Consider the following 26,043-nt stretch of genomic DNA (forward strand, 5'->3'; position numbering starts at 1 on the left):
GCTGCCACTGGCATCGCCACCCGTCAAGGCCTCGGACGATGGCAGACGGGTGTACAGACAGGATGGGTGGCGGCGGGTATCGTTCAGTGCACCAACGAATTCGGACCATGGGAGCGCATATGGCTGCGGTGGACCTCACCACCCACCCCGGGCACCTGGCCCGGCGGCTGCAGCAGGCCCACTACCTGCTGTGGAACACGATGGTCTCGGAGGAGATCACCTCGCCGCAGTTCGCCGTCCTGAACGCACTCGTCGCCGAGCCGGGGCTGGACCAGCGGACCGTGGGGGAGCGGGTGGGCCTGGACCGGTCGACCATCGCCGAGGTGATCAGCCGGCTCGGCCGGCGCGGACTGCTCGACAAGGTGCGCGACCCGCAGGACGGGCGCCGCTTCCTGCTGCGCCTCACCGACGACGGGCTGCGGACCCACCGCAAGCTCATGGTGCGGACCGCCCGGATGAACCAGGTCTTCCTGGCCCCGCTCTCGGCCGAGGAGCAGATCCAGTTCTTCGAGCTGATCCGCCGGGTCTCGGACGCGGCGGAGGGGCTGCGCAATCCGGCGGAACCCTTCGTCTCACAGGCCTAGGCCTTCGCGAACACCACCCACACCGGCCCGTCGGCGAAGTCCACCGGACCGCCGTCGGCCCCCGTGAACGTCGTACCGTCCGTGGCCGCCGGCCGTGCCCAGGTCGCCTCGAACGACCGCCCGTCCCGCAGTACTTCGGCCTTTCCCGAGCCCACCGTCTCGGTGAACGGCGTGTAGTTGCCCAACACGTCGTGATACTTCGACGTGCTGACCCGCACGTACTGCACCACGACGGTCGCGGCCGCCAACCGCGTCCCGGCGGTCGTCCGGGCCGGGGTGCCGTCCATCGACACCAGCCAGCGGTGCCGATCGGCTGACCAGGTGAAGGTGAAGCGGGCCATCGGGTAGCGCACGGTGCGGGAGGCCGTGGCCGTGCCGCCGGCCGGGGCCGGGCCGTAGCGGAAGCCGGTGGTGAGCGCCGCTCTGCCGGGGGCCTCGGGCAGGAGCGCGGCGGGCCGGAGATAGAGGTTGTGCGGCGCCGGTCGGTCCGTGCCCCGGTAGAAGGCGGCGGAGGCCCGGTCGGGTGTTTCGGGGACCAGCGGCGCCTCGTCGATCAGCGGCAGCAGCTTGCGCTGGGCCCCGGAGAACGCGAGCGTCGGCCGGTCGAACTGGCGCAGCAGCTCCAGATCGGACTCGCGGGCACTGCGCACCGGCCCGACGACCCCGGGGAGCCTGGTGGCGTACACCGCCATCAACCGGCTCAGCCCGCCCTCCACCTGCTCCGCGTACACCACGTCCGCCGCGTCCAGTCCGGTCTGGGGGCGGGCCGCGGCCACATTGTCGATCTTCACGGCGAGTACCGGGCCCGCGGCGCTCTGCCCGCCCGGTGCCGGGGTGGTGCCCTGCGGTGCCCGGCCGTCGTCCGCCGTGCCGTGCCGGGTGCAGCCCGCCGTGAGAGAGACCGTCAGTACGGCCGCGGCCAGTGCCGCCGTCAGCACGGTCCGGCGCGTCCGCGCCCTGTGTCGCATGCCCACCGTCGCCACCCCGTTCGCCCCCTCGATTGTGTGCTCATCGGTTCATCGGTGGCCATGCCCGGTCGAATCCGATCGCATCAAGGGGCGGGAGCGTGTGCGGAAGGCTACGACCCCAGGATCTGCGTGAGGTCGTAGCGCACCGGCTCCTCCAGCTGGGCGTAGGTACAGCTCTCCGGCGTGCGGTCGGGACGCCAGCGGCGGAAGCGGGCCGTGTGCCGGAACCGCACCCTGTTCTCCATGTGGTCGTACGCCACCTCGGCCACCCGCTCCGGCCGCAGCGGCACCCAGGACAGGTCCTTCTTGCCCGACCAGCGGCTCGGCGCCCCGGGGAGCCGGGCCGACTCGTGGGCGGTCTCCTCCGTCCAGGCCGCCCACGGATGCCCCGAGACGTCGTCCATCCGCAGCGGGGCCAGTTCCTCGATCAGCTCGGCCCGCCGCTTCATCGGGAACGCGGCCGACACGCCCACGTGCTGGAGGGCGCCCCGGTCGTCGTACAGGCCCAGCAGCAGCGAGCCGACCACCGGGCCGCTCTTGTGGAGGCGGTAGCCGGCCACCACGACGTCGGCGGTCCGCTCGTGCTTGACCTTGAACATGGCGCGCTCGTCCTGGAGATAGCGCAGGGTGAGCGGCTTGGCGATGACCCCGTCGAGGCCCGCCCCCTCGTACTGCTCGAACCACTGCCGGGCCACCTCGACCTCCGTGGTCGCCGGTGCCAGGTGCACGGGTGGCGTCACCCCGGTCAGGGCTCTGCTGAGCAGGGCGCGGCGGTCGGTCAGCGGGACGTCCAGGAGGGACTCGTCGGCCAGCGCGAGCATGTCGAAGGCGACGAAGGAGGCGGGCGTCCGCTCGGCCAGGGTGCGCACCCGGGAGGCCGCCGGATGGATCCGCTCGGTCAGGGCGTCGAAGTCCAGCCGGCCCTCCCGCGCGATCACGATCTCCCCGTCCAGCACGCACCGCTCCGGCACCCGCTCCTTCAGCGCCGCCACCAGCTCCGGGAAATACCTGGTCAACGGCTTCCCGGTGCGGCTGCCGAGCTCCACCTCGGCCCCGTCCCGGAACACGATCGCGCGGAAGCCGTCCCACTTCGCCTCGTACTGCATGTCCGGCGGGATCGTCGCCACCGCCTTGGCGAGCATCGGCTTCACGGGCGGCATCACCGGCAGATCCATGCTCCGACTCTACGAGCGGCCACCGGCGCCCGCTCGTCGCCGCCTCAACCGTCCCCGCAGCGGGCCGACCGATATGCGTGGTGGGGGCGGTGAGCCTACGGTGGCCGCATGGGCAACGCGGTGGAACTGGAGGTGGCCGGCCGGACCGTACGGCTGTCCAGTCCCGACAAGGTCTTCTTCCCGGAGCGCGGTTTCACCAAGCTGGACGTCGCCCGCTACTACGCGGCCGTCGCCCCCGGCATCCTGCGCGCCCTGCGCGACCGCCCGACCACCCTCCAGCGCTACCCGGACGGCGTCGACGGCGAGTGGTTCTACCAGAAGCGCGCGCCCAAGGGCATGCCCGACTGGATCCCGACCGCCCACATCACCTTCCCCAGCGGCCGCAGCGCCGACGAGATGTGCCCCACCGAGGAGGCCGCCGTGGTGTGGGCCGCCCAGTACGGCACCCTCACCTTCCACCCCTGGCCGGTGCGCCGGGCCGATGTCGACCGGCCCGACGAACTCCGTATCGACCTCGATCCGCAGCCCGGCACCGACTTCGGCGACGCGGTCCGCGCCGCCCACGAACTGCGCGCGGTCCTCGACGAGTTCGGCGGCCTGCGCGGCTGGCCCAAGACCTCCGGCGGGCGGGGGCTGCATGTCTTCGTGCCCATCGAGCCCCGCTGGACCTTCACCGAGGTCCGGCGCGCCGCGATCGCCGTGGGCCGCGAGCTGGAGCGCCGGATGCCGGACCAGGTGACGATCAAGTGGTGGAAGGAGGAGCGCGGCGAGCGCATCTTCGTCGACTACAACCAGACGGCGCGTGACCGCACCATCGCCTCCGCCTACTCCCTGCGGCCCCGCCCGAACGCCCCGGTCTCGGCGCCCCTGCGCTGGGAGGAGGTCGACGACGTGCAGCCCGGCGACTTCGACCTGGCCACGATGCCGGCCCGGTTCGCCGAAGCCGGCGATGTGCACGCCGACATGGACCACCACGCCTTCTCCCTCGACGCGCTCCTGGAACTCGCCCGCCGTGACGAGCAGGAACACGGTCTGGGGGACCTGCCGTACCCGCCCGAGTACCCGAAGATGCCGGGCGAACCGAAACGCGTCCAGCCGAGCCGGGCCAGACCCGAACAGTCCTCCTGACGACGGTACCCGGGCACCGGCGGGACCGTTCGGGCCTGGCCCGTCCGCGCGCGGCCGCGGCGTCGAGAGCGCTCCCATCACGTCGTTCGACCGGGGCTATCCTGATCGCCAGCCGCCGATGAGGAGGGCCGAGGTGTCCGAGGCAGTGTCACGCCCCACGCTGGAGGCCGTGGCCGCGCGGGCCGGGGTGTCCCGGGCCACCGTGTCACGCGTGGTCAACGGCGGGGACGGGGTGCGTGAGCCCCTCGTCGAGCGGGTCCGGCAGGCCGTCGAGGAACTCGGCTACGTCCCCAACCAGGCCGCCCGCAGCCTGGTGACCAAACGGCACGACGCCGTCGCCGTCGTCATCGCCGAGCCCGAGACCCGCGTCTTCACCGACCCCTTCTTCGCCCTCCAACTGCGCGGTATCAGCAAGGAGCTGACCGCCCGCGACAACCAGCTCGTGCTGCTGCTCACCGAGGGGCGGGACGACCACGCGCGCGTGGCCCGCTATCTCGCCGGCGGCCATGTCGACGGCGCGCTCGTCTTCTCGCTCCACCTCGACGACCCGCTGCCCGGCCTGATCGAGGGCGCCGGGGTCCCCACCGTGTTCGGCGGACGGCCCGGCTGGAGCGACGGCTCGAACAGCGTGGTCTACGTCGACTGCGACAACCGGGGCGGCGCCCAGGACGCGGTACGCCATCTCGCCGGCCTCGGCCGGAGGCGGATCGCGCACATCACCGGCCCCCTGGACCAGACGTCGGCGGCCGACCGACTCCAGGGGTACCGGGACGTCATGGACATCGCGGGGGAGACCGATCCACGGCTGATCGTCCCGAGCGACTTCACCCCGGGCGGCGGCGAGCGCGCGATGGGCGAACTCCTCGACCGCTGCCCGGACGTGGACGCCGTGTTCGCCGCCAACGACCTCACCGCGCTCGGCGCCCTGCGCGTCCTGCGCGAGCGTGGCCGCCGGGTGCCCGAGGACGTGGCCGTGATCGGCTTCGACGACATGCTGCCCGTCACCGAGCAGACCGAGCCTGCGCTGACGACGGTCCGTCAGGACATCGAGGAGATGGGCCGGCTGATGGCCCGGCTCCTGCTGCGCGCGCTGACCCGCGGCAACCCGGCGACGGGCGCCCCGTCCAGCGTCATCCTGCCCACGACACTGGTACGGCGCGCTTCCGCCTGAACCGTCCCCCGCTCAACTCTGCTGCGGCTCGCCCCTGATCACCGCGAAGCGGGCGCCGTACGGGTCGGCGAGCTTGGCCATGCGGCCCACGCCTTCCAGCGTCGTGGCCGGCATCCGCACCCTGCCGCCCGTCTGCTGGGCCTTCTCGACCACCGCGTCCGGGTCCTCGACCTCGAAGTACGGCAGCCAGTACGCCCCGGCCTGCGCCTCGGCCGGGTCCTCCGCCAGCGGGACGACCCCGCCGAACATCGAGTCGTCGCCCCCGCCCGCCGGATTGACACAGGTGTAGGTGCCACCGGGGAAGGGCACTCCGGAGGTCTCCAGGCCGATCGTCTTGTGGTAGAAAGCGGCGGCGGCCGCGATGTCCGGGGTGTACAACTCGACCCAGCACAGCGAACCCGGATCGCCCGCCACGTCAACGCCCTTGGTCAGCCCGGGCTGCCAGATGCCGAAGGGCACGCCCGCCTGGTCGGCGAGGATCGCCAGATGGCCCTGGCCCATCACGTCCATCGGCTGGGCGAGGACGCTGCCGTGCGCCTGCTCGGCGAGCTTGGCGGTGGCCTGCGCGTCCTCGCTCTGGAAGTACACGGTCCAGGACGGCGGGCCCTGTTCGGGAGTGGTCTGCATACCGCCGGCGACGGTCCTTCCCTCCAGCTGGAAGAACCCGTAACCGCCGGCGTCGGGCCCGGCCGACTGGAACTGCCAGCCGAAGAGACCCTTGTAGAAGGAGATGGCGCCGTCGATCTCGGGGGTGCCGAGGTCGACCCAGTTGGGCGCGCCGTTGACGAAACGGGTGGTGAGCATCTTCGCCCTCCTCGGAAGGGGGTCGCGTTCTCTGCTGTGCCGAGTCTTCCACCCCCCACTGACAACCGCTGCCGGACCACGCCCACCCCCACACGGTTACCGTGGGTCACTTGACGCACTCGCCGGGTTTTGATTTCATTCCGCGCGCCGCCGTGCGTGAGCGTGCCGGGGACCCGCATCATCGAGACTGCCGTGGTCTGCCGTAGCCGCGTTGAGCGGGCGTTGATCGAACGTTTTTCGCCGCACGGCACGATCCTGGCCATGCACTTCGACACCATGACCCCGCCCCGCACGCCCGTCCCGGCCTGGCAGGCGCAGGCGCTGTGCGCGCAGACCGGGGCGGACTTCTTCTTCCCCGAGCCCGGCAGCTCGGTGCGCGAGGCGAAGCGCATCTGCGGTATGTGCGAGATGCGTTCGGCCTGCCTGGAGTACGCGCTGGACAACGACGAGCGCTTCGGCGTCTGGGGCGGCCTGTCCGAGAAGGAACGCCTCGAACTCCGTCGCGCGTCCCGCTGAACCCACCGGCGCCGCGAAGCCCCGGCGTACCGCGCAAGGCATGCGGGCGGCCTGCTCGCGGGGCAGGCTGGAAGGAGAGCGACGTGGCGATGGGAGGAGCTCCCATGGGACACACGGATCAGCGGCCGGCCACCAGAACCCGGGCCGAGGTGCCCGTCGGCACCAGGGGCGTCTTCTTCTCCTTCGCCCCGTGGATCATCTTCGGCGTCGTCGCCGGCCCCAGTACCTGGAAGTACGCGGCACTGGCCGCGCTGATCGCCGCGGTCGTGCTCTCCGGCAAGGACATGCTCCGGGGCCGGTACTTCCTCCTCGACATGATCAGCATCGTGTTCTTCGCGGTGCTCTGCGTCCTCGCGCTCGCCCTGCACCGTCATGAGCTGATCTGGCTGGAGACGTACGCCCAGGTCATCTCCAACGGGGTGGTGGCCGTCGTGGCGCTCGGATCCCTGCTCTCCGACCCGTTCACGGCGCAGTACGCCCGCCAGACGGTGCCGCGCGAGCTCTGGGCCTCGCCCGTCTTCGTACACGTCAACAGGGTGCTGACGGTCGCCTGGGGCGTGGTCTTCGCGCTGATGGCCCTGTCCACCTGGCTGGCCATCAGGCTGCCGGGACAGAGCGACTGGTTCAACTGGGTCGTCCCCGTCGCCCTGCTGGTCTGGGCGGTGAAGTTCACCGAACGCTACCCGGAGCACTACAGACAGCGGGTCGCCTAGCGCGTACCCGGCCGGCCTCCCGGCGCGCCGCGGTGCGCCTCGGGCGGCGCGTCCAGGAGCGCCGCCCGTCTGCGATCGGTCACGCGCCGGCGCGCGCCGCCATCCGTGCCTTGCGCGCGGCCAGCTTCGCGTCGAACTTCAGGGCCTCCGCGTTCAGCCCGCCCATGAACAGGCCGAGTTCCTCCTGCGCCTGCAGGCCCTCCGGGCCGAGGCCGTCGATCTCCAGGACCTTCAGGTGGCGCAGCACCGGCTGGAGCACGTCGTCGTGGTGGATGCGCATGTTGTAGACCTCGCCGATCGCCATCTGCGCGGCGGCCCGCTCGAAGCCGGGGATGCCGTGACCGGGCATACGGAAGTTGACCACGACGTCCCGCACGGCCTGCATGGTCAGGTCGGGGGCGAGCTCGAAGGCCGCCTTGAGCAGGTTCCGGTAGAAGACCATGTGCAGGTTCTCGTCGGTCGCGATGCGGGACAGCATGCGGTCGCAGACCGGATCGCCGGACTGGTGGCCGGTGTTGCGGTGCGAGATCCGGGTCGCGAGCTCCTGGAAGGCGACGTAGGCGACCGAGTGCAGCATCGAGTGCCGGTTGTCGGACTCGAAGCCCTCGCTCATGTGCGACATCCGGAACGCCTCCAGCTTGTCCGGGTCGACCGCGCGCGAGGCGAGCAGGTAGTCGCGCATCACGATGCCGTGGCGGCCCTCCTCGGCGGTCCAGCGGTGCACCCAGGTGCCCCAGGCCCCGTCCCGGCCGAACAGCGAGGCGATCTCGTGGTGGTAGCTGGGCAGGTTGTCCTCGGTGAGGAGGTTCACCACGAGGGCGATCCGGCCGATCTCGGTGACCTTGGACTGCTCCTTCGCCCAGGCCTCGCCGTCCTCGAAGAGGCCGGGGAAGTTACGGGCGTCGCTCCACGGCACGTACTCGTGGGGCATCCAGTCCTTGGCGACCTTCAGATGGCGGTTCAGCTCCTTCTCGACCACTTCCTCCAGGGCGTACAGCAGCCGCGCGTCGGTCCAGGCGGACGAGCTGCCGAGGTGGGGAGAAGTGATCGTCACGAGAACTCCAGGGGGACGCCGAACACGGGCTGATGAACGGGAACGAACGGGAGGGGCCCGGCGAGCGGTTGCCGGAAACCTACGTGATCGTAGGCTACGAATCCGTAGGTTACGAAGCCGTAGGTTAAGTGCGCTGTAAAGCCTGCTGATCAGGCCGCGTTCCCCACACGAATCGGGACATGCCAAACAGTCCGGGACCCGCAGGTCCCGGGGCCGAAGGGATGAGTCGATCACCCGGTCAGACGTACAGCTCCCGCAGCCGCACCGAGAGGCACGTCACACATCCCTCGAGCTTCTCGAACTCGGAAATGTCCACCGTGACCACCTCGTGGCCGAGGTCGGTCAGCAACTCCGCGGTCATCGGGGCGCTCGCCGACATCAGCAGCTTGCCGCCGCCGAGCAGCACCACATGGGCACCGGCGTCCTCGGGCACCGACAGGAAGCCCGGGAACAGCGAGGGCCGGTCCACGTTCGGGATGTGCCCGAGAATCGTTCCGTCGGGCAGCGCGGTGACCGCCGACTTCAGATGCAGCACCTTGCTCACCGGGACGGCGACCACGCGCGCCCCCAGGGGCTCGAACGCGGCCCGCAGTTGCTGCACCCCGGCCGCGTTGGTACGCCCGCCCCGCCCGACGTAGACGGTGTCGCCGACCTTGAGGACGTCACCGCCGTCCAGGGTGCCGGGCTCCCAGATCCAGTTCACCGAGCAGCCGAGGCGGGCCACCGCCTCCTCGACCCCGGCGGTCTCCTCGCGCCGGGACTCGGCGCCGGGCCGGGTGATCAGCGCGACGTTCTTGTACATGACGACCGCGTCCTCGACGAACACCGAGTCCGGGCAGTCGTCCTCGGGATCGACCTCGATGGTCTCCCAGCCGTGCGTGCGCAGGGTCTCCGCGTACGCCTCCCACTGCTCCTGGGCGAGCTCGACGTCGACCTTCTCCCGCTCGATGTGCGTCACCAGGCCGTCGGCGAGGCGCGGGCTGGGGCGGCGGATGAGGGCCTTCTTGCTGGGCACGACGGGTCTCCGGGGTCGGGGGCGCGGTCCGGTGCCCAGTGTGGGGGCGCCGGACCGCCATCATGCAGGGCGGGCCGGTGTCGACAAAACCCCCGTTGTCAGGCTGTGCCCTCGCCGAGACGCTCCACCTCCTCCGGCGTGGTGCCCGTCAGCTCCCCGTCGGCCATCAGCAGCCAGCGCGTGATCCCGATCGACTCCAGGAACGGCAGGTCGTGACTGGCCACGACCAGAGCGCCCTCGTACGACTCCAGGGCCGTGGTCAGCTGCCGCACGCTGGCCATGTCGAGGTTGTTCGTCGGCTCGTCCAGCATCAGCAGCTGCGGGGCGGGCTCGGCCAGCATCAGCGCGGCGAGGGCCGCCCGGAAGCGTTCGCCGCCGGAGAGCGTGGCCGCCTTCTGGTCGGCGCGGGCGCCCCGGAACAGGAAGCGGGCCAGCCGCGCCCGCACCCGGTTGTTGGTGGCGCCCGGCGCGAACCGGGCCACGTTCTCGGCGACGGACAGCTCCCCGTCCAGAACGTCCAGCCGCTGCGGCAGGAAGCGCAGCGGCACGTGTGCGTGCGCCTCGCCCGCGACCGGCGCCAGCTCCCCGGCGATGGTCCGCAACAGCGTGGTCTTGCCCGAGCCGTTGCGCCCGATCAGCGCGATCCGCTCCGGCCCGCGCAGATCGAGGATGCCCTTCACCCGTGAGCCGTGGGCCAGTTCCAGGTTCTCCAGCGTCAGCACCTGGCGGCCCGGCGGCACGGCCGTGTACGGCAGCTCCACGCGGATCTCGTCGTCGTCCCGCACCGCCTCCACCGCCTCGTCCAGCCGCTCCTTCGCCTCGCTGAGGCGCTCCTCGTGCATGATGCGGTGCTTGCCCGCGGACTCCTGCGCCGCCCGCCTGCGCGCCCCCATGACGATCTTCGGCTCGCGCTTCTGCTCGAACATCTTCTGCCCGTACCGCTTGCGCCTGGCCAACTTGACCTGGGCGTCGGACAGTTCGCGTTTCTGCTTGCGGACATCGGCCTCGGCGACCCGCACCATGCGCTCAGCCGCGTCCTGTTCGACGGCGAGGGCCTCCTCGTAGGCCGAGAAGTTGCCGCCGTACCAGGTGACCTCCCCGTCGCGCAGGTCGGCGATCTGGTCCACCAGGTCGAGGAGTTCACGGTCGTGGCTCACCACGATCAGCACGCCCGGCCAGGACGCGACGGCCGCGTACAGGCGCCTGCGGGCGTACAGGTCGAGGTTGTTGGTGGGTTCGTCGAGCAGCAGCACGTCCGGCCGCCTCAGGAGCAGCGCGGCCAGCCGCAGCAGCACCGACTCGCCGCCGGAGAGCTCGCCGACGGTCCGGTCGAGGCCGATGTGGCCGAGCCCGAGTTCGCCGAGGGTGACCAGGGCGCGCTCCTCCACGTCCCAGTCGTCGCCGACGGTCTCGAAGTGCGCCTCGGACACGTCACCCGCCTCGATGGCGTGCAGCGCGGCCCGCCGGACGGCGATACCGAGCGCCTCGTCGACGCGCAGCGCGGTGTCCAGGGTGACGTTCTGCGGGAGGTGGCCGACCTCGCCGGCCACCTTCACGGTGCCGTCGGCGGGGGTGAGCTCACCGGCGATGAGCTTCAACAGGGTCGACTTCCCCGATCCGTTGACGCCGACCAGGCCGGTGCGGCCGGGGCCGAAGGCGATGTCCAGCCCGTCGAGCACGGGGGAGCCGTCGGGCCAGGCGAAGGACAGGGACGTACAGCTGACGGAAGAAGACATAAGGCGCCTCGCGGTTGCTTGCGGTGTCGGGGGCAAACGCGTGTCGAGACACCGCGAGGCTGAAGCCGGAAGGGCCAGGGAGAGATCCTGCGCCAAAGGACGGCTCGCACGCCGAGGTCGTACGCCACAGACACACCTCACGGGTGTGACGCGGTGTCTCAGAACCTCAGACGAGCAACGTCCTTCTCCAATCGACGACAACAGGACACCGAACACCGTACGAGCGGCCTCGACGAGGCGTCAACGCATTAAACGCGGGCCCGGGCGGGGCCCCACCCGCATGTCGGATTCCTGCCAGCGCCCACCCCCCGCCGGCTGGTTGAGTCGTGGCCATGACGAACCGCAGCACCCTTCGCGACCGTGCCCTCGCCTTCCGCGCCCTGCATGTCCCCGGCACCCCGCTCGTCCTGCCGAACGCCTGGGACGTCACCAGCGCCCGCATCGTCGAGGACGCGGGCGCCGCCGCCGTCGCGACCACCAGCGCGGGCCTCGCCTGGGCGCTCGGCGCGGCGGACGGGGACCGGCTGGACCGCGACCGGGCACTCGGCGCCGTCGCGCGCCTGGCCGCAGCGGTCGAGGTGCCGGTGAGCGCGGACGTCGAGACGGGCTACGGCAAGGACCCGGAGGCCGTCGCCGACACGGTGCGCGCGGTGATCGCGGCGGGCGCGGTCGGGGTGAACATCGAGGACGCGCTGTACGAGCCCGGAGCGGGACCGCTGCGCCCCGTCGCCGAGCAGGCCGACCGGATCGCCGCCGCCCGTGAGGCCGCCGACGCCACGGGGGTGCCGCTCTTCGTCAACGTCCGGATCGACACGTTCCTGAGGGGTGCTGGGGGAGTGGACCGCACACTGGAGCGGGCCGCCGCCTTCCTCGCCGCCGGTGCCGACGGGATCTTCGTCCCCGGGGCCGTCGACCCGAAGACGGTCGGACTCCTCGTCGAGGGGATCGACGCACCGCTGAACGTGATGGCAGGCCCTGGCGCACCGCCGGTCGCCGAGCTGGCCTCGCTGGGCGTGGCCCGGGTGAGCATCGGCTCGGCCATCGCCCAGGCCGCCCACGCCCTGACCCGCCGCGCCGCACGGGAGCTACTGGGCGCGGGCACGTACGCCACGCTGACGGACGGCTTCGACTACGGGCAACTGAACGATTTGATGGCGGTGCGATAGCGCCCTGAAGGGGCGCGGGGAACTGCGCGACCAGCCACGACGACGCCGCAGACGAGCGACGACATGACCCCGCCCATCCAGCGGAGCGCCTAGCACGCGTCGCGCATGAGCTCCGTCAGATCGTGATCCAGATCCAGCTGGAGGTGTTCGAGACCGGTGGGCACCAGATCACCGGTCGCCTCCAGGAACCGGCGGATCTCGCCGGTGAGCACATGGATGACGGCGGTGCCCTCGGGGGCGTGGAACTCCAGCACGGTCCGGTCGTAGCCGTACGGCCGCACCCGGACGTCGCCGTTGCCCTCCGGCGCGTGCAGGCCTGCCTCGAGCAGTTCACGGGAGAACGTCCAGCAGACGTCGACGCCCTCCAGGGTGGCCGGGGCCGGGAAGGTCATACGGACGGCGAACGGGTCCTCGCGGTCGTATCGCAGGGTGGCGGGAATGCTCGGCATGCGCGGCGACGCCGCGACCAGGCGGGCCTCTACGGGCTGCTCGATGACGGTGGACAACGCCTTGCTCCCTTGTGACGGTGGTACGAATTTCCGGGCGGGTGAGACCTGGCACTGGAAGAGACGACCGAAGTGGCCGATCCGTGCACATGATGCGCGGGTGACCTGTGTCACCGGGCGTATTCACACCATGGGCTTACCTCCGGCGGGGCTGCCGGGCCCTCTGGACGTCACCGGGGGAGTGGGCTAGCTTCGCGCGCCATGAGGCGCTTGGGGAGCACGCGACGGGCAGGACGAACGGGACGTACGAGCCGCGTGGTGGCCGTGGGGGTGGCGTGCGGGGCGGCGCTGGCCGAGCTGACCGTCGGCTCCGCGCAGGCCGCGACGCGGGCACCGCACTGGGCACTCAGGGACACCGGCACGCCGGACGTGCGCTTCCGCGGCCTGGCCGCCGTCGACCGCGACACCGCCTGGCTGGCCGGTACCGCCGGCACCGTGCTGCGCACCACGGACGGCGGGACGAGCTGGCGGAACGTCTCTCCGCCGGGCGCGGGCGACCTGCAGTTCCGGGACGTCGAGGCGTTCGACGCGCGCCGCGCGGTGGTGCTGGCGATCGGCGAGGGCGAGGCGTCCCGGGTCTACCGCACCGACGACGGCGGGGCGACCTGGACCGAGTCCTTCCGCAACACCGACCCCGCCGCGTTCTACGACTGCATGGCCTTCTTCGACCGCCGCCACGGCCTCGCCATGAGCGACCCGGTCGAGGGGAAGTTCCGCATCCTGTCCACCAGCGACGGCGGCCGCTCCTGGCGCGTGCTGCCGAACGCGGGCATGTCGGCCGCCCTGGACGGCGAGGCGGGCTTCGCGGCGAGCGGCCAGTGCCTGGTCACCTCCGGGCCGAAGGACGCGTGGCTGGCCACCGGCGGCGGCGCGCACGCGCGCGTGCTGCACTCGACCGACCGCGGCCGCACCTGGACCGCCGCCGACACGCCGATCCCGGCGGGCGACCCGGCCAAGGGTGTCTTCGCCCTCGCCTTCCGCGACCGCACCCACGGCCTCGCCGTCGGCGGCGACTACCGTGCCGACCAGCCCTCCCCGCGGGCGGCCGCGGTCACCCCCGACGGCGGCCACAGCTGGCAGCCCGCCACCACACCACCGCCCGCCTACCGCTCCGGCGCCGCCTGGCTCCCGCACAGCCGCACCACCGCCCTCGCCGTCGGCCCCACCGGCACCGACCTGACCACCGACGGCGGCCGCACCTGGCGGACCGTCGACACCGGCTCGTACGACACCGTGGCCTGCACACCGGACCTGAGCTGCTGGGCGGCCGGCGAGCAGGGGCGGGCGGCACGCCTGGAGAGCTGACGCGCGGGTACCCGGTGGCCGCGCACCCACGGAGGGAGCGGTGGCCATGCCACGCGGCATCAAGGGAAGAGCTGACCCGCACGGCACGCGCGCGTGGAGCGCCGTACGCTCGTGGCCACCATGACGACCGTATGCGTACCCGCGGGCTGGCCCGCGACCGAGGAACAGGCCCTGGCCGTGCAGGACGAGCTGCGGGGGCGGGTCGTGCTCGACGAGCCGGGTCCGGCGCCCGGCAGCGGGCATGTCACGGGCGTCGACGTGGCCTACGACGACGAGCGGGACCTGGTCGCGGCGGCGGCCGTCGTACTGGACGCGGCGACCCTGGAGGTCGTCGCCGAGGCGACCGCCGTCGGCCGGGTCTCCTTCCCGTACGTGCCGGGCCTGCTCGCCTTCCGCGAGATCCCGACCGTACGGGCCGCCCTGGACGCCCTGCCCTGCCCGCCGGGCCTGGTCGTCTGCGACGGCTACGGCCTCGCCCACCCGCGCCGCTTCGGCCTCGCCAGCCACCTGGGCGTCCTCACCGGCCTGCCCACCATCGGCGTCGCCAAGAACCCCTTCACCTTCGCGTACGACGACCCGGACGCCCCGCGCGGCAGCCACGCACCGCTGCTCGCCGGCACCGAGGAGGTCGGCCGCGCCCTGCGCACCCGGGACGCCGTCAAACCGGTCTTCGTCTCCGTCGGCCACCGGGTGAGCCTGGACAACGCCTGCGCCCACACGCTCGCGCTCACCCCGAAGTACCGCCTGCCGGAGACCACCCGCCGCGCGGACGCGCTGTGCCGCAGGGCACTGAGTGAAGCCTTGGCCTGAGTAGCGATTCTGAGTACGAGTACGGATGCCGCTGTTACAGTCCGGCGGCAGGCTGGCCGCATGACGACACACCGCGCCCCCGAGTCCGTTGCCGGCCCCGCCCAGCCCGTCGAGCGGGCCATGACCGCCGCGCTGGTCCTCGCCGTGCTGGCAGGTTCGGGCTGGGTGGCCGGGATGGTCTACACCGTGCTCCAGTGGCAGTCCTAGGGGACTTGGCAGCGCCCTGAATCGGTAGCGCCCCGAAGGGGGGCGCGGGGAACTGCGCGACCGGCCACGACGCCGCCGCAGACGATCGACGGCGTATCGCGGCACCACCGGCGGAGCGCTCAGCGCGTCGACGCCACCCGGAACCCGATCCCGGCCGCGCGCAGCCGCTCGGTCAGCGCGTCGCCCATCGCCTGCGCGGTGGTGACCTGGCCTGCCGTCGGCGGCAGGTCGTCGAAGGCCAGGGACAGGGCGGCCTCGGCGAACATCTTCGCCGTCTCGCCGTAGCCGGGATCGCCGCCCGAGACCTCCGTGAACACGCGGCGTCCGCCGCCCTCGCCGACGAACCGGACCGTGAACCAGCTGCGGGCCCGCTTCTCCGCGCTCGGCCCGTCCCCGGGCTTGAGCCGGTCCGACAGCCAGCGCCGGGCGGGCGGCACCTGGGCGGCCGCCGCGACCGCGCCGACGGCCGCGACCCCGCCGAGCACCACCGGCAGGTTCCTGACGGCCGCGTAGTGCCGGTAACGGAAGTCGGGGCCGTAGCGGTCCAGGGCCTTCGCGGACCGGCACACGATCTGCGCGTCGATGGTGGGCAGCGGCAGCGCCCAGGCGCCGACCTCCGGCGCGAAACGCGGGGCGCCGGCCGGTGCGCTCGCCCGGCGGCTCACCAGCCGGGGCTCGTGCCGGGCCCGGTCCCGGGCGGCGGCGAGCAGCTGCCGGGGGCGCGCGAACTGGTCCAGCGCCGAGGCGAAGGTGCCGCCGGAGAAGGTCGCGTCGGCGGTCACGAACCCGTCCACGGTCAGCGGCACGCCCTCCGGCAGCTGACGGACGGTGAAGTACGCGCCCAGGTCGTGCGGTACCGAGTCGAAGCCGCAGGCGTGCACCAGGCGGGCGCCCGTCTCACGCGCGCGTGCGTCGTGCCGGACGTACATCAGGTCCACGAACTCGGGCTCGCCGCACAGGTCCAGATAGTCCGCCCCGGTGTCCGCGCAGGCCGCGACCAGGTCGGCGCCGTAACGGCCGTAGGGGCCGACCGTGGTGGCCACCACGCGCGCGTGCTCGGCGAGGGCGCGGACCGTGGCGGGCTCCGCGACGTCGGCGCGCAGCAGGCCGACGTCCGTGCCGCCCGGCAGCCGCTCGCGCAGCGCCTCCAGCTTGCGCTCGTCCCGAGCCGCGACAGCCCAGCGCAGGCCCTCGGGGGCGTGCGCGGCCAGGTACTCGGCGGTGAGTTCGCCGACGAAGCCGGTGGCTCCGAAAAGCACGATGTCGTACGGACGGTCCGTCGTTTTCAGCCTGCTCATGACACCTCTCGGTGGTGCAACCCGCGCCGTTGTCGGTGGCCGAGGTTAGCGTGAGGAGTGCGGACGCACCCCCACCGGGTATCTTGACTAAGCGCTTGCTCGCCACTTGCCCACAGACCCTTGTGCCCAGTGGAACGTGTTCTTAGCATCATCGGTGTTACATCAGTTGTGTCACATGACTGGGGGCGGCATGACCACGGCAGGGACGCCAGGACACGGCCCGCTCTCCGGTGTGCGCGTGCTCGAACTGGCCGGCATCGGACCGGGCCCGTTCGCCGCCATGCTCCTCGCCGACCTGGGCGCCGACGTCGTCCGCGTCGACCGGCCCGGCGGCCAGGGACTCGCGATCGACCCGGCGTACGACGTCACCAACCGCAACAAGCGCTCGGTGCTCGTCGACCTCAAGTCCCCGGACGGCCCCGCCCGCGTCCTCGACCTCGCCGAGCGCGCCGACATCCTGATCGAGGGCTACCGCCCCGGCGTCGCCGAGCGCCTCGGTGTCGGTCCGCGGGACTGCGACGCCCGCAACCCCCGCCTGGTCTACGGCCGGATGACCGGCTGGGGCCAGGAGGGCCCGCTGGCCCACCGCGCGGGCCACGACATCGCCTACATCGCCCTCACCGGCACCCTCGGCATGATCGGCCGCCCCGACGAGCCCCCGGCGGTCCCCGCCAACCTGCTCGGCGACTACGCGGGCGGCTCCCTCTACCTCGTCGTCGGCGTCCTGGCCGCGCTGCACCACGCGCGCGAGACCGGCACCGGCCAGGTCGTGGACGCCGCCATCGTGGACGGCACCTCCCACCTCGCCGCGATGATCCACGGCATGGTGGCCGCGGGCGGCTGGCAGGACCGGCGCGCCGCCAACCTGCTGGACGGCGGCTGCCCGTACTACGGCACCTACGAGACCGCCGACGGCGGGCACATGGCGGTCGGCGCCCTGGAGCCGCAGTTCTACGCCGAGTTCCTCCGGCTGCTGGGCGGCCTGGACGACCTGGCGGACGCCCGCAAGGACTGGACCCGCTGGGGCGAGCTGCGGGAGCGGGTCGCCGCCCGCTTCAAGGCCCGCACCCGCGACGAGTGGACGGCCGTCTTCGAGGGCTCCGACGCCTGCGTGGCCCCCGTGCTGTCCCTCCGCGAGGCCCCGCACCACCCCCATCTGGCAGCCCGCGGCACCTTCACCGACCACGGCGGCATCACCCAGCCGGCCCCCGCCCCCCGCTTCTCCGCGACCCCCACCACGGTCCGCAGCGCCCCCGCCCGGCCGGGCGCCGACACCACCGGAGTGGCCCGCGACTGGGACGTACCGGCACTCCTCGACGACCACGACAAGGACGCCACCTGATGGAGCTCTCCACCTTCCTCGACTACGCCGGCGACCCGCGCACGGCCGCGGACCAGGCGGCCGCACTGGAGTCGGCGGGCCTCGACGCGGTCTGGGTCGCGGAGGCCTACGGCTTCGACTCGCCCACGATCATGGGCTACCTGGCCGCCCGCACCGAGCGCATGAAGATCGGCTCCGCGATCCTCAACGTCTACTCCCGCACCCCCGCCCTGATCGCCCAGACGGCCGCCGGCCTCGACGCGGTCTCCGGCGGCCGCGCGATCATCGGGCTGGGCGCCTCCGGCCCGCAGGTGGTCGAGGGCTGGCACGGGAAGGCGTACGACCGGCCCCTCGGCCGGACCCGCGAGACCGTCGAGCTCACCCGGCGCATCCTGCGCCGCGAGGTCATCGACCACCACGGCATCACCGACATGCCCCGCCCCGGTGGCCTCGGCAAGCCCCTGAAGATCCTCAGCAGGCCGGTGCGCCCCGCGGTCCCGCTCTACGTCGCCTCGCTGGGCCCGGCCAACGTCCGGATGACCGCCGAGATCGCCGACGGCTGGCTGCCCACCCTGTTCGTCCCCGAGAAGGCCCACCAGGTCTGGGGCACGCCCCTGGCGGAGGGCGCCGCCCGCCGCGACCCGGCCCTCGGACCGCTCCAGGTCGTCGCCGGCGGCCCGCTCGCCATCGGCCCGGACGCGGCCGCCGCCCGCGACCTGGTCCGCCCCAAGATCGCCCTGTACGTCGGCGGCATGGGGGCACCCGGCAAGAACTTCTACAACGACCTCGCCGTCGCCTACGGCTACGAGAAGGAGGCCCGGCTCATCCAGGAGCTGTACCTCGCCGGCCGCAAGAAGGAGGCCGAGGCGGCCGTACCGGACGAGTTCTGCGAGCTCATATCCCTGTGCGGCCCCGAGGGCTATGTCCGCGACCGCATCGAGGCCTATCGCGAGGCGGGCGTGACCATGCTCGACATCGCCCCCGTCGGCCCGGACCCGGCCCGTCTGGTCGAGACCGTCAAGAACTGGCTCTGAGCCGGCAGGAACCGGCTCTGCCCCCACCGCGCACAAAACCCTCGTTGAAAGGCTTGTCAGTGAGCACCGAAGCGTACGTGTACGACGCGATCCGCACCCCGCGCGGCCGCGGCAAGGCGAACGGCGCCCTGCACGGCACGAAGCCCATCGACCTCGTCGTCGGTCTCATCCACGAGATCCGCGACCGCTTCCCGGACCTCGACCCGGCCGCGATCGACGACGTCGTGCTCGGCGTCGTCGGCCCGGTCGGCGACCAGGGCTCCGACATCGCGCGGATCGCCGCGATCGCCGCCGGACTGCCCGACACGGTGGCCGGCGTCCAGGAGAACCGCTTCTGTGCGTCCGGCCTGGAAGCCGTCAACATGGCCGCGGCCAAGGTCCGTTCCGGCTTCGAGGACCTGGTCCTCGCCGGTGGCGTCGAGTCCATGTCCCGGGTGCCGATGGCCTCCGACGGCGGCGCCTGGTTCAACGACCCGATGACCAACCTCGCCGTCAACTTCGTGCCGCAGGGCATCGGCGCCGACCTGATCGCCACCATCGAGGGCTTCTCCCGCCGGGACGTCGACGAGTACGCGGCGCTCTCCCAGGAGCGCGCGGCGACCGCCTGGAAGGAGGGCCGCTTCGAGCGCTCCGTGGTCCCCGTGAAGGACCGCGCGGGCCTCGTCGTCCTCGACCACGACGAGCACCTGCGGCCCGGCACCACCGCCGACTCCCTCGCCAAGCTCAAGCCCTCCTTCGCCGACATCGGCGAACTGGGCGGTTTCGACGCGGTCGCCCTGCAGAAGTACCACTGGGTCGAGCAGATCGACCACGTCCACCACGCGGGCAACTCCTCCGGCATCGTCGACGGCGCCTCCCTGGTCGCCATCGGCACCAAGGAGATCGGCGAGCGCTACGGCCTCACCCCGCGCGCGCGGATCGTCTCGGCCGCCGTCTCCGGCTCCGAGCCGACCATCATGCTCACCGGCCCCGCGCCCGCCACCCGCAAGGCCCTCGCCAAGGCAGGCCTCAGCATCGACGACATCGACCTCGTCGAGATCAACGAGGCGTTCGCGGCGGTCGTGCTGCGCTTCGTGAAGGACATGGGCCTGTCCCTGGACAAGGTAAACGTCAACGGCGGCGCCATCGCGCTCGGCCACCCGCTCGGCGCCACCGGCGCGATGATCCTCGGCTCGCTCGTCGACGAACTGGAGCGCCAGGACAAGCGCTACGGCCTCGCCACCCTCTGCGTGGGCGGCGGCATGGGCATCGCCACCATCGTCGAGCGCGTCTGAAATCCCCGCGGAACCAAGAGACTTCACGGAGACACGAGCCATGACCGAGAGCACCACCATCCGCTGGGAACAGGACGACACCGGTGTCGTCACCCTCGTCCTCGACGACCCCGACCAGTCCGCCAACACCATGAACGCGGCCTTCGTCGCGTCGATCGCCGCGATCGCCGACCGCCTGGAAGCCGAGAAGGACTCGATCCGGGGCGTCGTCTTCACCTCCGCCAAGAAGACCTTCTTCGCCGGCGGCGACCTGCGCGACCTCATCCGGGTCACCCCCGAGACCGCCCAGGACCTCTTCGACGGCGGCCTCGCGATCAAGCGCAGCCTGCGCCGCATCGAGACCCTCGGCAAGCCGGTCGTCGCCGCCATCAACGGCGCGGCCCTCGGCGGCGGCTTCGAACTCGCCCTCGCCTGCCACCATCGCGTCGCCCTCGACACCCCCGGCACCAAGATCGGCTGCCCCGAGGTCACCCTCGGCCTGCTCCCGGGCGGCGGCGGAGTCGTCCGCACCGTACGCCTGCTCGGCATCGCCGACGCGCTGCTGAAGGTCCTCCTCCAGGGCACCCAGTACAACGCCACGCGCGCGCTGCAGAACGGCCTGATCCACGAGGTGGCCGAGTCGCCGGAGGACCTGCTGGCCAAGGCCCGCGCCTTCATCGACGCCAACCCCGAGTCCCAGCAGCCCTGGGACAAGCCCGGCTACCGGATCCCCGGCGGCACGCCCGCCAACCCCAAGTTCGCGGCCAACCTGCCCGCGTTCCCGGCGTCCCTGCGCAAGCAGACCAACAACGCCCCCTACCCGGCGCCGCGCCGTATCCTCGCCGCCGCCGTCGAGGGCAGCCAGGTCGACTTCGAGACCGCCCAGGTCATCGAGGCCCGCTACTTCGTCGAACTGGCCGCCGGGCAGATCTCCAAGAACATGATCCAGGCGTTCTTCTTCGACCTCCAGGCCGTCAACTCCGGCGCCAACCGCCCCCAGGGCGTCGAGCCCCGCAAGGTCACCAGGGTCGCCGTCCTCGGCGCGGGCATGATGGGCGCCGGCATCGCCTACTCGTGCGCCCGCGCGGGCATCGACGTCGTCCTCAAGGACGTCTCGGCCGAGGCCGCGCGGAAGGGCAAGGGCTACTCCGAGAAGCTGTGCGCCAAGGCCGTCGCGAAGGGCCGCACCAGCCAGGAGAAGGCGGACGCGCTGCTCGCCCGCATCACGCCCACCGGGGACCCGCAGGACCTCGCCGGCTGTGACGCGGTCATCGAGGCCGTCTTCGAGGACACCGCCCTCAAGCACAAGGTCTTCCAGGAGATCGAGTCCGTCGTCGCCCCCGACGCGCTGCTCTGCTCCAACACCTCCACCCTGCCCATCACGGCCCTCGCCGAGGGCGTCGAGCGGCAGAGCGACTTCATCGGCCTGCACTTCTTCTCGCCCGTCGACAAGATGCCGCTCGTCGAGATCATCAAGGGCGAGCGCACCGGCGACGACGCCCTCGCCCGCGCCTTCGACCTGGTCCGGCAGATCAACAAGACGCCGATCGTCGTCAACGACTCGCGCGGCTTCTTCACCTCCCGGGTGATCGGCCACTTCATCAACGAGGGCGTCGCCATGGTCGGCGAGGGCATCGAGCCCGCCTCCGTCGAGCAGGCGGCGGCCCAGGCCGGCTACCCGGCCAAGGTGCTCTCCCTGATGGACGAGCTGACCCTCACCCTGCCCCAGAAGATCCGCCGGGAGTCCCGGCTGGCCGTCGAGGAGGCCGGCGGCACCTGGACCGCGCACCCGGCCGAAGCGGTCATCGACCGCATGGTCGACGAGTTCGGGCGGCCCGGGCGCAGCGGCGGAGCGGGCTTCTACGACTACGCCGAGGACGGCAAGCGCGCCGGTCTGTGGCCGGGGCTGCGCGAGCACTTCACCGAGCCGGGCCGCCGGATTCCGTTCCGGGACATGCAGGAGCGCATGCTCTTCTCCGAGGCGCTCGACACCGTCCGCCTCCTGGAGGAGGGGGTCCTGACCTCGGTCGCCGACGCCAACATCGGATCGATCTTCGGCATCGGCTTCCCCGGCTGGACCGGCGGTGTGCTCCAGTACATCAACGGCTACGAGGGGGGCGTGCCGGGCTTCGTGGCACGCGCGCGTGAACTCGCGGAGACCTACGGCGAGCGGTTCACCCCGCCCGCGCTGCTGGTCGAGAAGGCGGAGAAGGGGGAGACCTTCACCGACGGCCGCTGACGCGTGTGTGTCGCTGAGCGACACGCCGGGCTTGCTCCCGGGGGAGGCGGAACCGGACGCTGACCGAGCCGGTCACCGGTCCCGCCTCCCCCTAGGAGCCCCCATGGGATACCGTCCCGCCCTCGCCCTGCTGGAGATCCTGCGCGGCGAGGGCGTGGACCGGGTCTTCGGCAACCCGGGCACGACCGAACTGCCGTTCCTGGCGGCCCTGTCGGAGGCCGCCGACGCCCCCGAGTACGTCCCCGGCGTGCACGAGGGCGCGGTCGTCTCGATGGCCGACGGCTACGCCCGCGGCACCGGCCGCCCCGCCTTCGTCAGCCTGCACATCGCCGCGGGCCTCGCCAACGGCCTGATCGGCCTCCTCAACGCCCGCCGCTCCCGCACCCCGCTGGTGGTCACGGCGGGCCAGCAGGACCGCCGCCACCTCCAGCAGGACCCCATGCTCTCCGGCGACCTGGTCGGCCTCGCCCGCCCCGCCGTCAAGGCGGCCCACGACATCCAGCACGCCCGCGACCTCCCGCTGGCCCTGCGCCGCGCCTTCGCCCTCGCCGTACGGCCGCCCGCGGGCCCGGTGTTCCTGTCCGTCCCGATGGACCTGCTGACGGAGGACACGGAGGTCGAGGTCCCGGCCCGCACGGTGCCGCCGGTCCTCGGCCCCGCAGCCGGGCTGGACCGCGCGGCCGCGCTGCTGGCCGCCGCGGCCCGGCCCGGAATCGTGGCCGGGGACGGAGTCGGCCGGGAGAACGCGCTCGCCGAACTGATCCGGGTGGCCGAGGCATGCGGCGCCCCGGTCCACCACCAGCCGATGGCCGACTGCCTGGACTTCCCGACCACCCACCCCCTGTACGCGGGGATGCTCCCGCCCCGCCACGACGTCATCCGGGAGACCCTCGCCCGCTACGACACCGTCCTCGTCGCGGGCGCCCACGCCTTCACCCCGCACCACTACAGCCCCGGCCCCGCCCTGCCACCCGGGCTCACGGTCCTCCAACTCGACTCCGACGCGGACGAGATCGGCCGCAACTTCCCTGCCGACGTGGGCCTGGTCGGCGCGCCGGCCCCGTCCCTCCACCGGCTGGCCGACCTCCTGCGCGACCGGGTGCCCCTCGCGGCGTCCCGGACCAGGGAGGCGGGCGAGCGGCACACCGCCGAACGGGCGGACGCCGAGTCCGCCGCCCGCGCCGCCTACTCCGCCGCACCTCTGGCCCCCTGGGCCGCCGCCCACGCGGTCGCCGACGGGCTGCCCCAGGGCGCCGTGGTGGTCGAGGAGGCCATCACCGTCGGCCTCCTGCTGCGCCGGCTCGTCCGCCTCGAACGCCCCGGCAGCTACACCCACGCCGTGGGCGGCGGCCTGGGCTGGGGCATCGGAGCAGCCGTCGGCCGCGCCCTCGCCGAGCCCGGCCGGCCCGTGGTGGCGGTCCTCGGCGACGGCTGCACCCTCTTCGGCCTCCAGGGGCTGTGGAGCGCGGCCCGCGAGTCGGTACCGGTGCTGTTCGTCGTCATAGGCAACGGGGTCTACCGCACGCTCCAGGACACCTACGCGTCGATGGGAGGCAAGGGCACCTGCCCGGGGACGGAGCTGGGCGAACTGGACTTCACCCGGGCGGCGGGATTCTTCGGGGTGGACGCGGTACGGGCCCGCAGCGCCGATCATCTGCGCGAACTGGTGGCCGGAGCGGGAGAGCTGCGCGCGCCGCTTCTGGTGGACGTGCCCCTGCGCCCATGAACTCCTTCTGCCGCACACCTTGTCGTGCCGCCCCCACCGAGACGACCATCGCTGCATGTCGGACCGCCAGCCTCCGAAGTCCGTACTCGCCCGCGGCGCCCTCCTCCTGCGCGCCTGCGGTGACGCCGGGACCGCGCTCCCGCTCGCCGAACTCGCCCAGCGCAGCGGCCTGCCCAAACCCACCGTGCACCGGATGGTCGGGGAGCTGGTGCGACTGGGCCTGGTCGAGCGGACCGCCGAGGGGAGTTACCGGCTCGCGCTCGCCCTGTTCGTGCTGGGGCAGTCGGCGCCGACCGTGCGGGAGCTGCGGGACGCGGCGCTGCCGTACCTGGGCGATCTGCACGAGGCGACCCGGGAGAACGTCCACCTGGCCGTGCCGGACGGGTCCGACACCCTCTTCCTGGAGAAGATCACCAGCCGGCGCGCCACCCCGATCGTCTCCCGCAGCGGCGGCCGGCTGCCCGCCCACTGCACCGCCACCGGCAAGGTCTTCCTCGCCCAGGACCCCAGCCCGCCGCACCGCACCCTGCCCCGGCTGACCCCGCGCACCCTGGTGCTGCCGGGACAGCTGGCCCGCGACCTCGCCCTCACCCGGGCCCGCGGCTACGGCGTCAACCTGGAGGAGGCGGAGGTGGGCATCTCGGCGGTCGCGGCACCCGTGTACGCGCTCGGCCGCGGCTCCCGCCCGGTCGCCGCGCTCTCCGTGACCGGCGGGACCCGGCGCCTCGACGTGGACCGGGTCGGCGCCTCGGTCTGCGCGGCGGCACGCGCACTCACCCGGAAACTGTCGGCCTGAGGAGGCCGCGCAGGCGGCGCAGGCGGCGCGGGTGCTCCCGCAGGTGCTCCCGGAATCCGTCAGCCCGAGCCCTGCTGCATCGCCACCGCCAGTCCCCGCTCCGTCAGCCCTTCCCCGGACAGCTCCCCGGCGATCCGCCCGCGCACGAACACCAGCACCCGGTCGCACACCTCCGTCAGCTCCGCGAGGTCGGTCGAGGCGAGCAGCACGGCCGCGCCGCCCGCCGCCAACTCGCCGACGATACGGTGCATCTCGGCCCGTACGCCGATGTCGACACCGCGCGTCGGATCGTCCAGGACGACGATCTTCGGGTCGGTGGCCAGCCACTTGGCGAAGACGACCTTCTGCTGGTTGCCGCCGGACAGCCGCGCCACCACGTCGTACGGCCCACCGCGCAGCCGCAGCCGCCCGGTCAGGTCGGCCGTACGGCGCACCAGTTCGGCGCGCGCCGGCAGCACCCCGTCCCGGCCCAGGGCCAGCCAGGTCACCGACGTCGTGTTCTCCCACACCGTCCGGTCCGTCATCAGCCCGTAGCGCTTGCGGTCGCTGGGCACGAAGGCGACCCCCGAGCGGACCGCCTCCCGCAGGGAGCGCGGCAGCCCCCGGCCGCCGATGTCGACCCGGCCCGCCGACACGGCGGTACGACCGCACACCACCTCCAACGCGTCCAGATGACCCGCCCCTTGCAGCCCCGCGACCCCGACGACCTCGCCCGCCCGCACCCGCAACGTCACATCCGCCAGCCGGCCCGGCACGCTCACCCCGGACAGCACCACCGGTGCCGGTCCCTCGGCCACCGCCCGGGCCCGGCGCACCGGCTGTCCCTGACCGCCGCCGCCCAGCATCGCCGCCACCAGCTCCGGCACGTCCACCTCGGCCCGGCGTACGCCCGCCAGCGCCACCCTGCCGTCCCGCAGTACCGTCACCCGCTGGGCGAACCGCATCACCTCGTCCAGGAAGTGGGTGACATAGAGGACCGCGATGCCCCGGGCGGTGAGCGTGCGCAGGACGCGTTCCAGGCGGTCCACCGCCTCCGCCGGCAGCGCGGACGTCGGTTCGTCCAGGACCAGGAGGCGGGGGCTGCGCAGCAGCGCCCGGGCGATCTCCGTCAACTGCCGGTCCGCGAGGGGGAGTCCGGCGAGGCGGGCGCCGAGGTCGACGTCCAGTCCCAGCTCGGCCAGGACCGGTCCGGCGGCCCGGTCCATCGCGCTCCGGTCGACGAGCCCGAACCGGCGCAGCTCGCCGTTCGGGAAGAGGTTCTCCCGCACGGTGAGATCGGGGAACAGGCTCAACTCCTGGGAGACGACGGCGATCCGGGTGCCGTCGGCCGACCGCACCGCTCCCGCGTCCGCCGCCAGCGTCCCCGACAGGATGCGTACCAGCGTCGACTTGCCGGCGCCGTTCTCGCCGACCAGGGCGTGCACCTCGCCGGTGCGCAGCGTGATCGACGCGCCGTCCAACGCCCTTACTCCGCCGTAGGACTTGACGAGATCCCCGGCCACCAGGACGTCGGTCATC

24 protein-coding genes are annotated in these 26,043 nt (G+C 72.7%); 15 read left to right on the forward strand and 9 right to left on the reverse strand.

The genetic code is table 11. The features are described 5' to 3' along the window. The first annotated feature begins 119 nt into the window (after positions 1 to 119). Positions 120 to 584, forward strand: coding sequence for a MarR family transcriptional regulator (locus AB0D85_RS13600; RefSeq protein ID WP_362318421.1), 465 nt, complete (start codon positions 120 to 122; stop codon positions 582 to 584). Here the strand turns inward: AB0D85_RS13600 and AB0D85_RS13605 are convergent. After that, a complete protein-coding gene (locus tag AB0D85_RS13605; RefSeq protein ID WP_362318424.1) occupies positions 581 to 1,552 on the reverse strand; it encodes a DUF3048 domain-containing protein in 972 nt (323 codons plus the stop codon). The genes AB0D85_RS13600 and AB0D85_RS13605 overlap by 4 nt on opposite strands. A 110-nt stretch (positions 1,553 to 1,662) precedes the next feature. Continuing rightward, complete coding sequence (locus AB0D85_RS13610; protein WP_362318426.1) at positions 1,663 to 2,727, reverse strand: ATP-dependent DNA ligase; 1,065 nt, start codon at positions 2,725 to 2,727, stop codon at positions 1,663 to 1,665. Positions 2,728 to 2,835: 108 nt separating this feature from the next. Here AB0D85_RS13610 and ligD point away from each other — a divergent pair, with 108 nt between their 5' ends. Together ligD and AB0D85_RS13620 are read left to right on the forward strand one after the other, a co-directional pair. Further along, entirely contained in the window at positions 2,836 to 3,855 is a 1,020-nt protein-coding gene (gene ligD / locus AB0D85_RS13615) for a non-homologous end-joining DNA ligase (protein ID WP_362318429.1), read from the forward strand. Positions 3,856 to 3,988: 133 nt separating this feature from the next. After that, positions 3,989 to 5,026 carry a LacI family DNA-binding transcriptional regulator gene (locus AB0D85_RS13620; RefSeq protein WP_362318432.1) on the forward strand — a complete coding sequence of 346 codons (1,038 nt, stop codon included), beginning with the start codon at positions 3,989 to 3,991 and terminating at the stop codon, positions 5,024 to 5,026. Positions 5,027 to 5,038: 12 nt separating this feature from the next. On the opposite strand, the gene AB0D85_RS13625 is transcribed toward AB0D85_RS13620, so the two are convergent. Further along, a complete protein-coding gene (locus AB0D85_RS13625; RefSeq protein WP_362318435.1) occupies positions 5,039 to 5,830 on the reverse strand; it encodes a VOC family protein in 792 nt (263 codons plus the stop codon). Between the two features lie 261 nt (positions 5,831 to 6,091). Between AB0D85_RS13625 and AB0D85_RS13630 the strand changes: the two genes are divergently transcribed. Then, positions 6,092 to 6,346: a WhiB family transcriptional regulator gene (locus AB0D85_RS13630; RefSeq protein ID WP_362318438.1), complete on the forward strand. Its 255-nt coding sequence runs from the start codon at positions 6,092 to 6,094 to the stop codon at positions 6,344 to 6,346. A 104-nt stretch (positions 6,347 to 6,450) separates the two neighbouring features. Then, entirely contained in the window at positions 6,451 to 7,059 is a 609-nt protein-coding gene (locus AB0D85_RS13635; RefSeq protein ID WP_362318440.1) for a hypothetical protein, read from the forward strand. A 79-nt stretch (positions 7,060 to 7,138) separates the two neighbouring features. Here the strand turns inward: AB0D85_RS13635 and AB0D85_RS13640 are convergent, their stop codons facing one another. The 3 genes from AB0D85_RS13640 to AB0D85_RS13650 all read right to left on the reverse strand — a co-directional run bounded on the left by AB0D85_RS13640 (position 7,139) and on the right by AB0D85_RS13650 (position 10,864). Next, positions 7,139 to 8,113 (reverse strand): acyl-ACP desaturase, encoded by a 975-nt coding sequence (locus tag AB0D85_RS13640; protein ID WP_362318443.1) that lies wholly within the window; start codon positions 8,111 to 8,113, stop codon positions 7,139 to 7,141. A gap of 238 nt (positions 8,114 to 8,351) precedes the next feature. Further along, the gene (gene ddaH, locus AB0D85_RS13645) at positions 8,352 to 9,128 is read right to left on the reverse strand and encodes a dimethylargininase (protein ID WP_362318446.1); all 777 of its coding nucleotides are present in this window, start codon (positions 9,126 to 9,128) and stop codon (positions 8,352 to 8,354) included. Between the two features lie 98 nt (positions 9,129 to 9,226). Further along, positions 9,227 to 10,864 carry an ABC-F family ATP-binding cassette domain-containing protein gene (locus AB0D85_RS13650; RefSeq protein WP_362318449.1) on the reverse strand — a complete coding sequence of 546 codons (1,638 nt, stop codon included), beginning with the start codon at positions 10,862 to 10,864 and terminating at the stop codon, positions 9,227 to 9,229. A gap of 332 nt (positions 10,865 to 11,196) precedes the next feature. Here AB0D85_RS13650 and AB0D85_RS13655 point away from each other — a divergent pair, with 332 nt between their 5' ends. Further along, positions 11,197 to 12,030, forward strand: coding sequence for an isocitrate lyase/phosphoenolpyruvate mutase family protein (locus tag AB0D85_RS13655; protein ID WP_362318452.1), 834 nt, complete (start codon positions 11,197 to 11,199; stop codon positions 12,028 to 12,030). An 89-nt stretch (positions 12,031 to 12,119) separates the two neighbouring features. Here AB0D85_RS13655 and AB0D85_RS13660 read toward each other — a convergent pair whose 3' ends face one another. Further along, positions 12,120 to 12,536: an SsgA family sporulation/cell division regulator gene (locus tag AB0D85_RS13660; protein WP_362318455.1), complete on the reverse strand. Its 417-nt coding sequence runs from the start codon at positions 12,534 to 12,536 to the stop codon at positions 12,120 to 12,122. 258 nt (positions 12,537 to 12,794) lie between these two features. Here AB0D85_RS13660 and AB0D85_RS13665 point away from each other — a divergent pair, with 258 nt between their 5' ends. The 3 genes from AB0D85_RS13665 to AB0D85_RS13675 all read left to right on the forward strand — a co-directional run bounded on the left by AB0D85_RS13665 (position 12,795) and on the right by AB0D85_RS13675 (position 14,858). Beyond that, positions 12,795 to 13,841, forward strand: a complete 1,047-nt coding sequence (locus tag AB0D85_RS13665) for an oxidoreductase (protein WP_362318457.1) — start codon at positions 12,795 to 12,797, stop codon at positions 13,839 to 13,841. Between the two features lie 120 nt (positions 13,842 to 13,961). Then, positions 13,962 to 14,651, forward strand: coding sequence for an endonuclease V (locus AB0D85_RS13670; RefSeq protein WP_362318460.1), 690 nt, complete (start codon positions 13,962 to 13,964; stop codon positions 14,649 to 14,651). A gap of 60 nt (positions 14,652 to 14,711) precedes the next feature. Beyond that, complete coding sequence (locus tag AB0D85_RS13675; RefSeq protein ID WP_362318463.1) at positions 14,712 to 14,858, forward strand: hypothetical protein; 147 nt, start codon at positions 14,712 to 14,714, stop codon at positions 14,856 to 14,858. A gap of 119 nt (positions 14,859 to 14,977) precedes the next feature. Here AB0D85_RS13675 and AB0D85_RS13680 read toward each other — a convergent pair whose 3' ends face one another. Continuing rightward, positions 14,978 to 16,156: a saccharopine dehydrogenase NADP-binding domain-containing protein gene (locus AB0D85_RS13680; protein WP_362318466.1), complete on the reverse strand. Its 1,179-nt coding sequence runs from the start codon at positions 16,154 to 16,156 to the stop codon at positions 14,978 to 14,980. A 190-nt stretch (positions 16,157 to 16,346) separates the two neighbouring features. Here AB0D85_RS13680 and AB0D85_RS13685 point away from each other — a divergent pair, with 190 nt between their 5' ends. From AB0D85_RS13685 to AB0D85_RS13710, 6 genes are all read left to right on the forward strand, one after another. Then, positions 16,347 to 17,498 (forward strand): CaiB/BaiF CoA-transferase family protein, encoded by a 1,152-nt coding sequence (locus AB0D85_RS13685; protein ID WP_362318468.1) that lies wholly within the window; start codon positions 16,347 to 16,349, stop codon positions 17,496 to 17,498. After that, positions 17,498 to 18,511: an LLM class F420-dependent oxidoreductase gene (locus AB0D85_RS13690; RefSeq protein ID WP_362318471.1), complete on the forward strand. Its 1,014-nt coding sequence runs from the start codon at positions 17,498 to 17,500 to the stop codon at positions 18,509 to 18,511. The genes AB0D85_RS13685 and AB0D85_RS13690 overlap by 1 nt, the downstream gene beginning before the upstream one ends. Before the next feature lie 59 nt (positions 18,512 to 18,570). Next, positions 18,571 to 19,785, forward strand: coding sequence for an acetyl-CoA C-acetyltransferase (locus AB0D85_RS13695; RefSeq protein ID WP_362318473.1), 1,215 nt, complete (start codon positions 18,571 to 18,573; stop codon positions 19,783 to 19,785). 40 nt (positions 19,786 to 19,825) lie between these two features. Beyond that, positions 19,826 to 22,003: a 3-hydroxyacyl-CoA dehydrogenase NAD-binding domain-containing protein gene (locus tag AB0D85_RS13700; protein WP_362318475.1), complete on the forward strand. Its 2,178-nt coding sequence runs from the start codon at positions 19,826 to 19,828 to the stop codon at positions 22,001 to 22,003. A gap of 103 nt (positions 22,004 to 22,106) precedes the next feature. Next, positions 22,107 to 23,729 carry a thiamine pyrophosphate-binding protein gene (locus AB0D85_RS13705; protein ID WP_362318477.1) on the forward strand — a complete coding sequence of 541 codons (1,623 nt, stop codon included), beginning with the start codon at positions 22,107 to 22,109 and terminating at the stop codon, positions 23,727 to 23,729. Positions 23,730 to 23,784: 55 nt separating this feature from the next. Then, positions 23,785 to 24,525, forward strand: coding sequence for an IclR family transcriptional regulator (locus AB0D85_RS13710; protein WP_362318480.1), 741 nt, complete (start codon positions 23,785 to 23,787; stop codon positions 24,523 to 24,525). A gap of 59 nt (positions 24,526 to 24,584) precedes the next feature. On the opposite strand, the gene AB0D85_RS13715 is transcribed toward AB0D85_RS13710, so the two are convergent. Beyond that, positions 24,585 to 26,042, reverse strand: coding sequence for a sugar ABC transporter ATP-binding protein (locus tag AB0D85_RS13715; protein ID WP_362318482.1), 1,458 nt, complete (start codon positions 26,040 to 26,042; stop codon positions 24,585 to 24,587). Between the last annotated feature and the right edge of the window lies 1 nt (position 26,043).

This window comes from Streptomyces sp. NPDC048277, assembly GCF_040652235.1.
GTDB lineage: Bacteria > Actinomycetota > Actinomycetes > Streptomycetales > Streptomycetaceae > Streptomyces.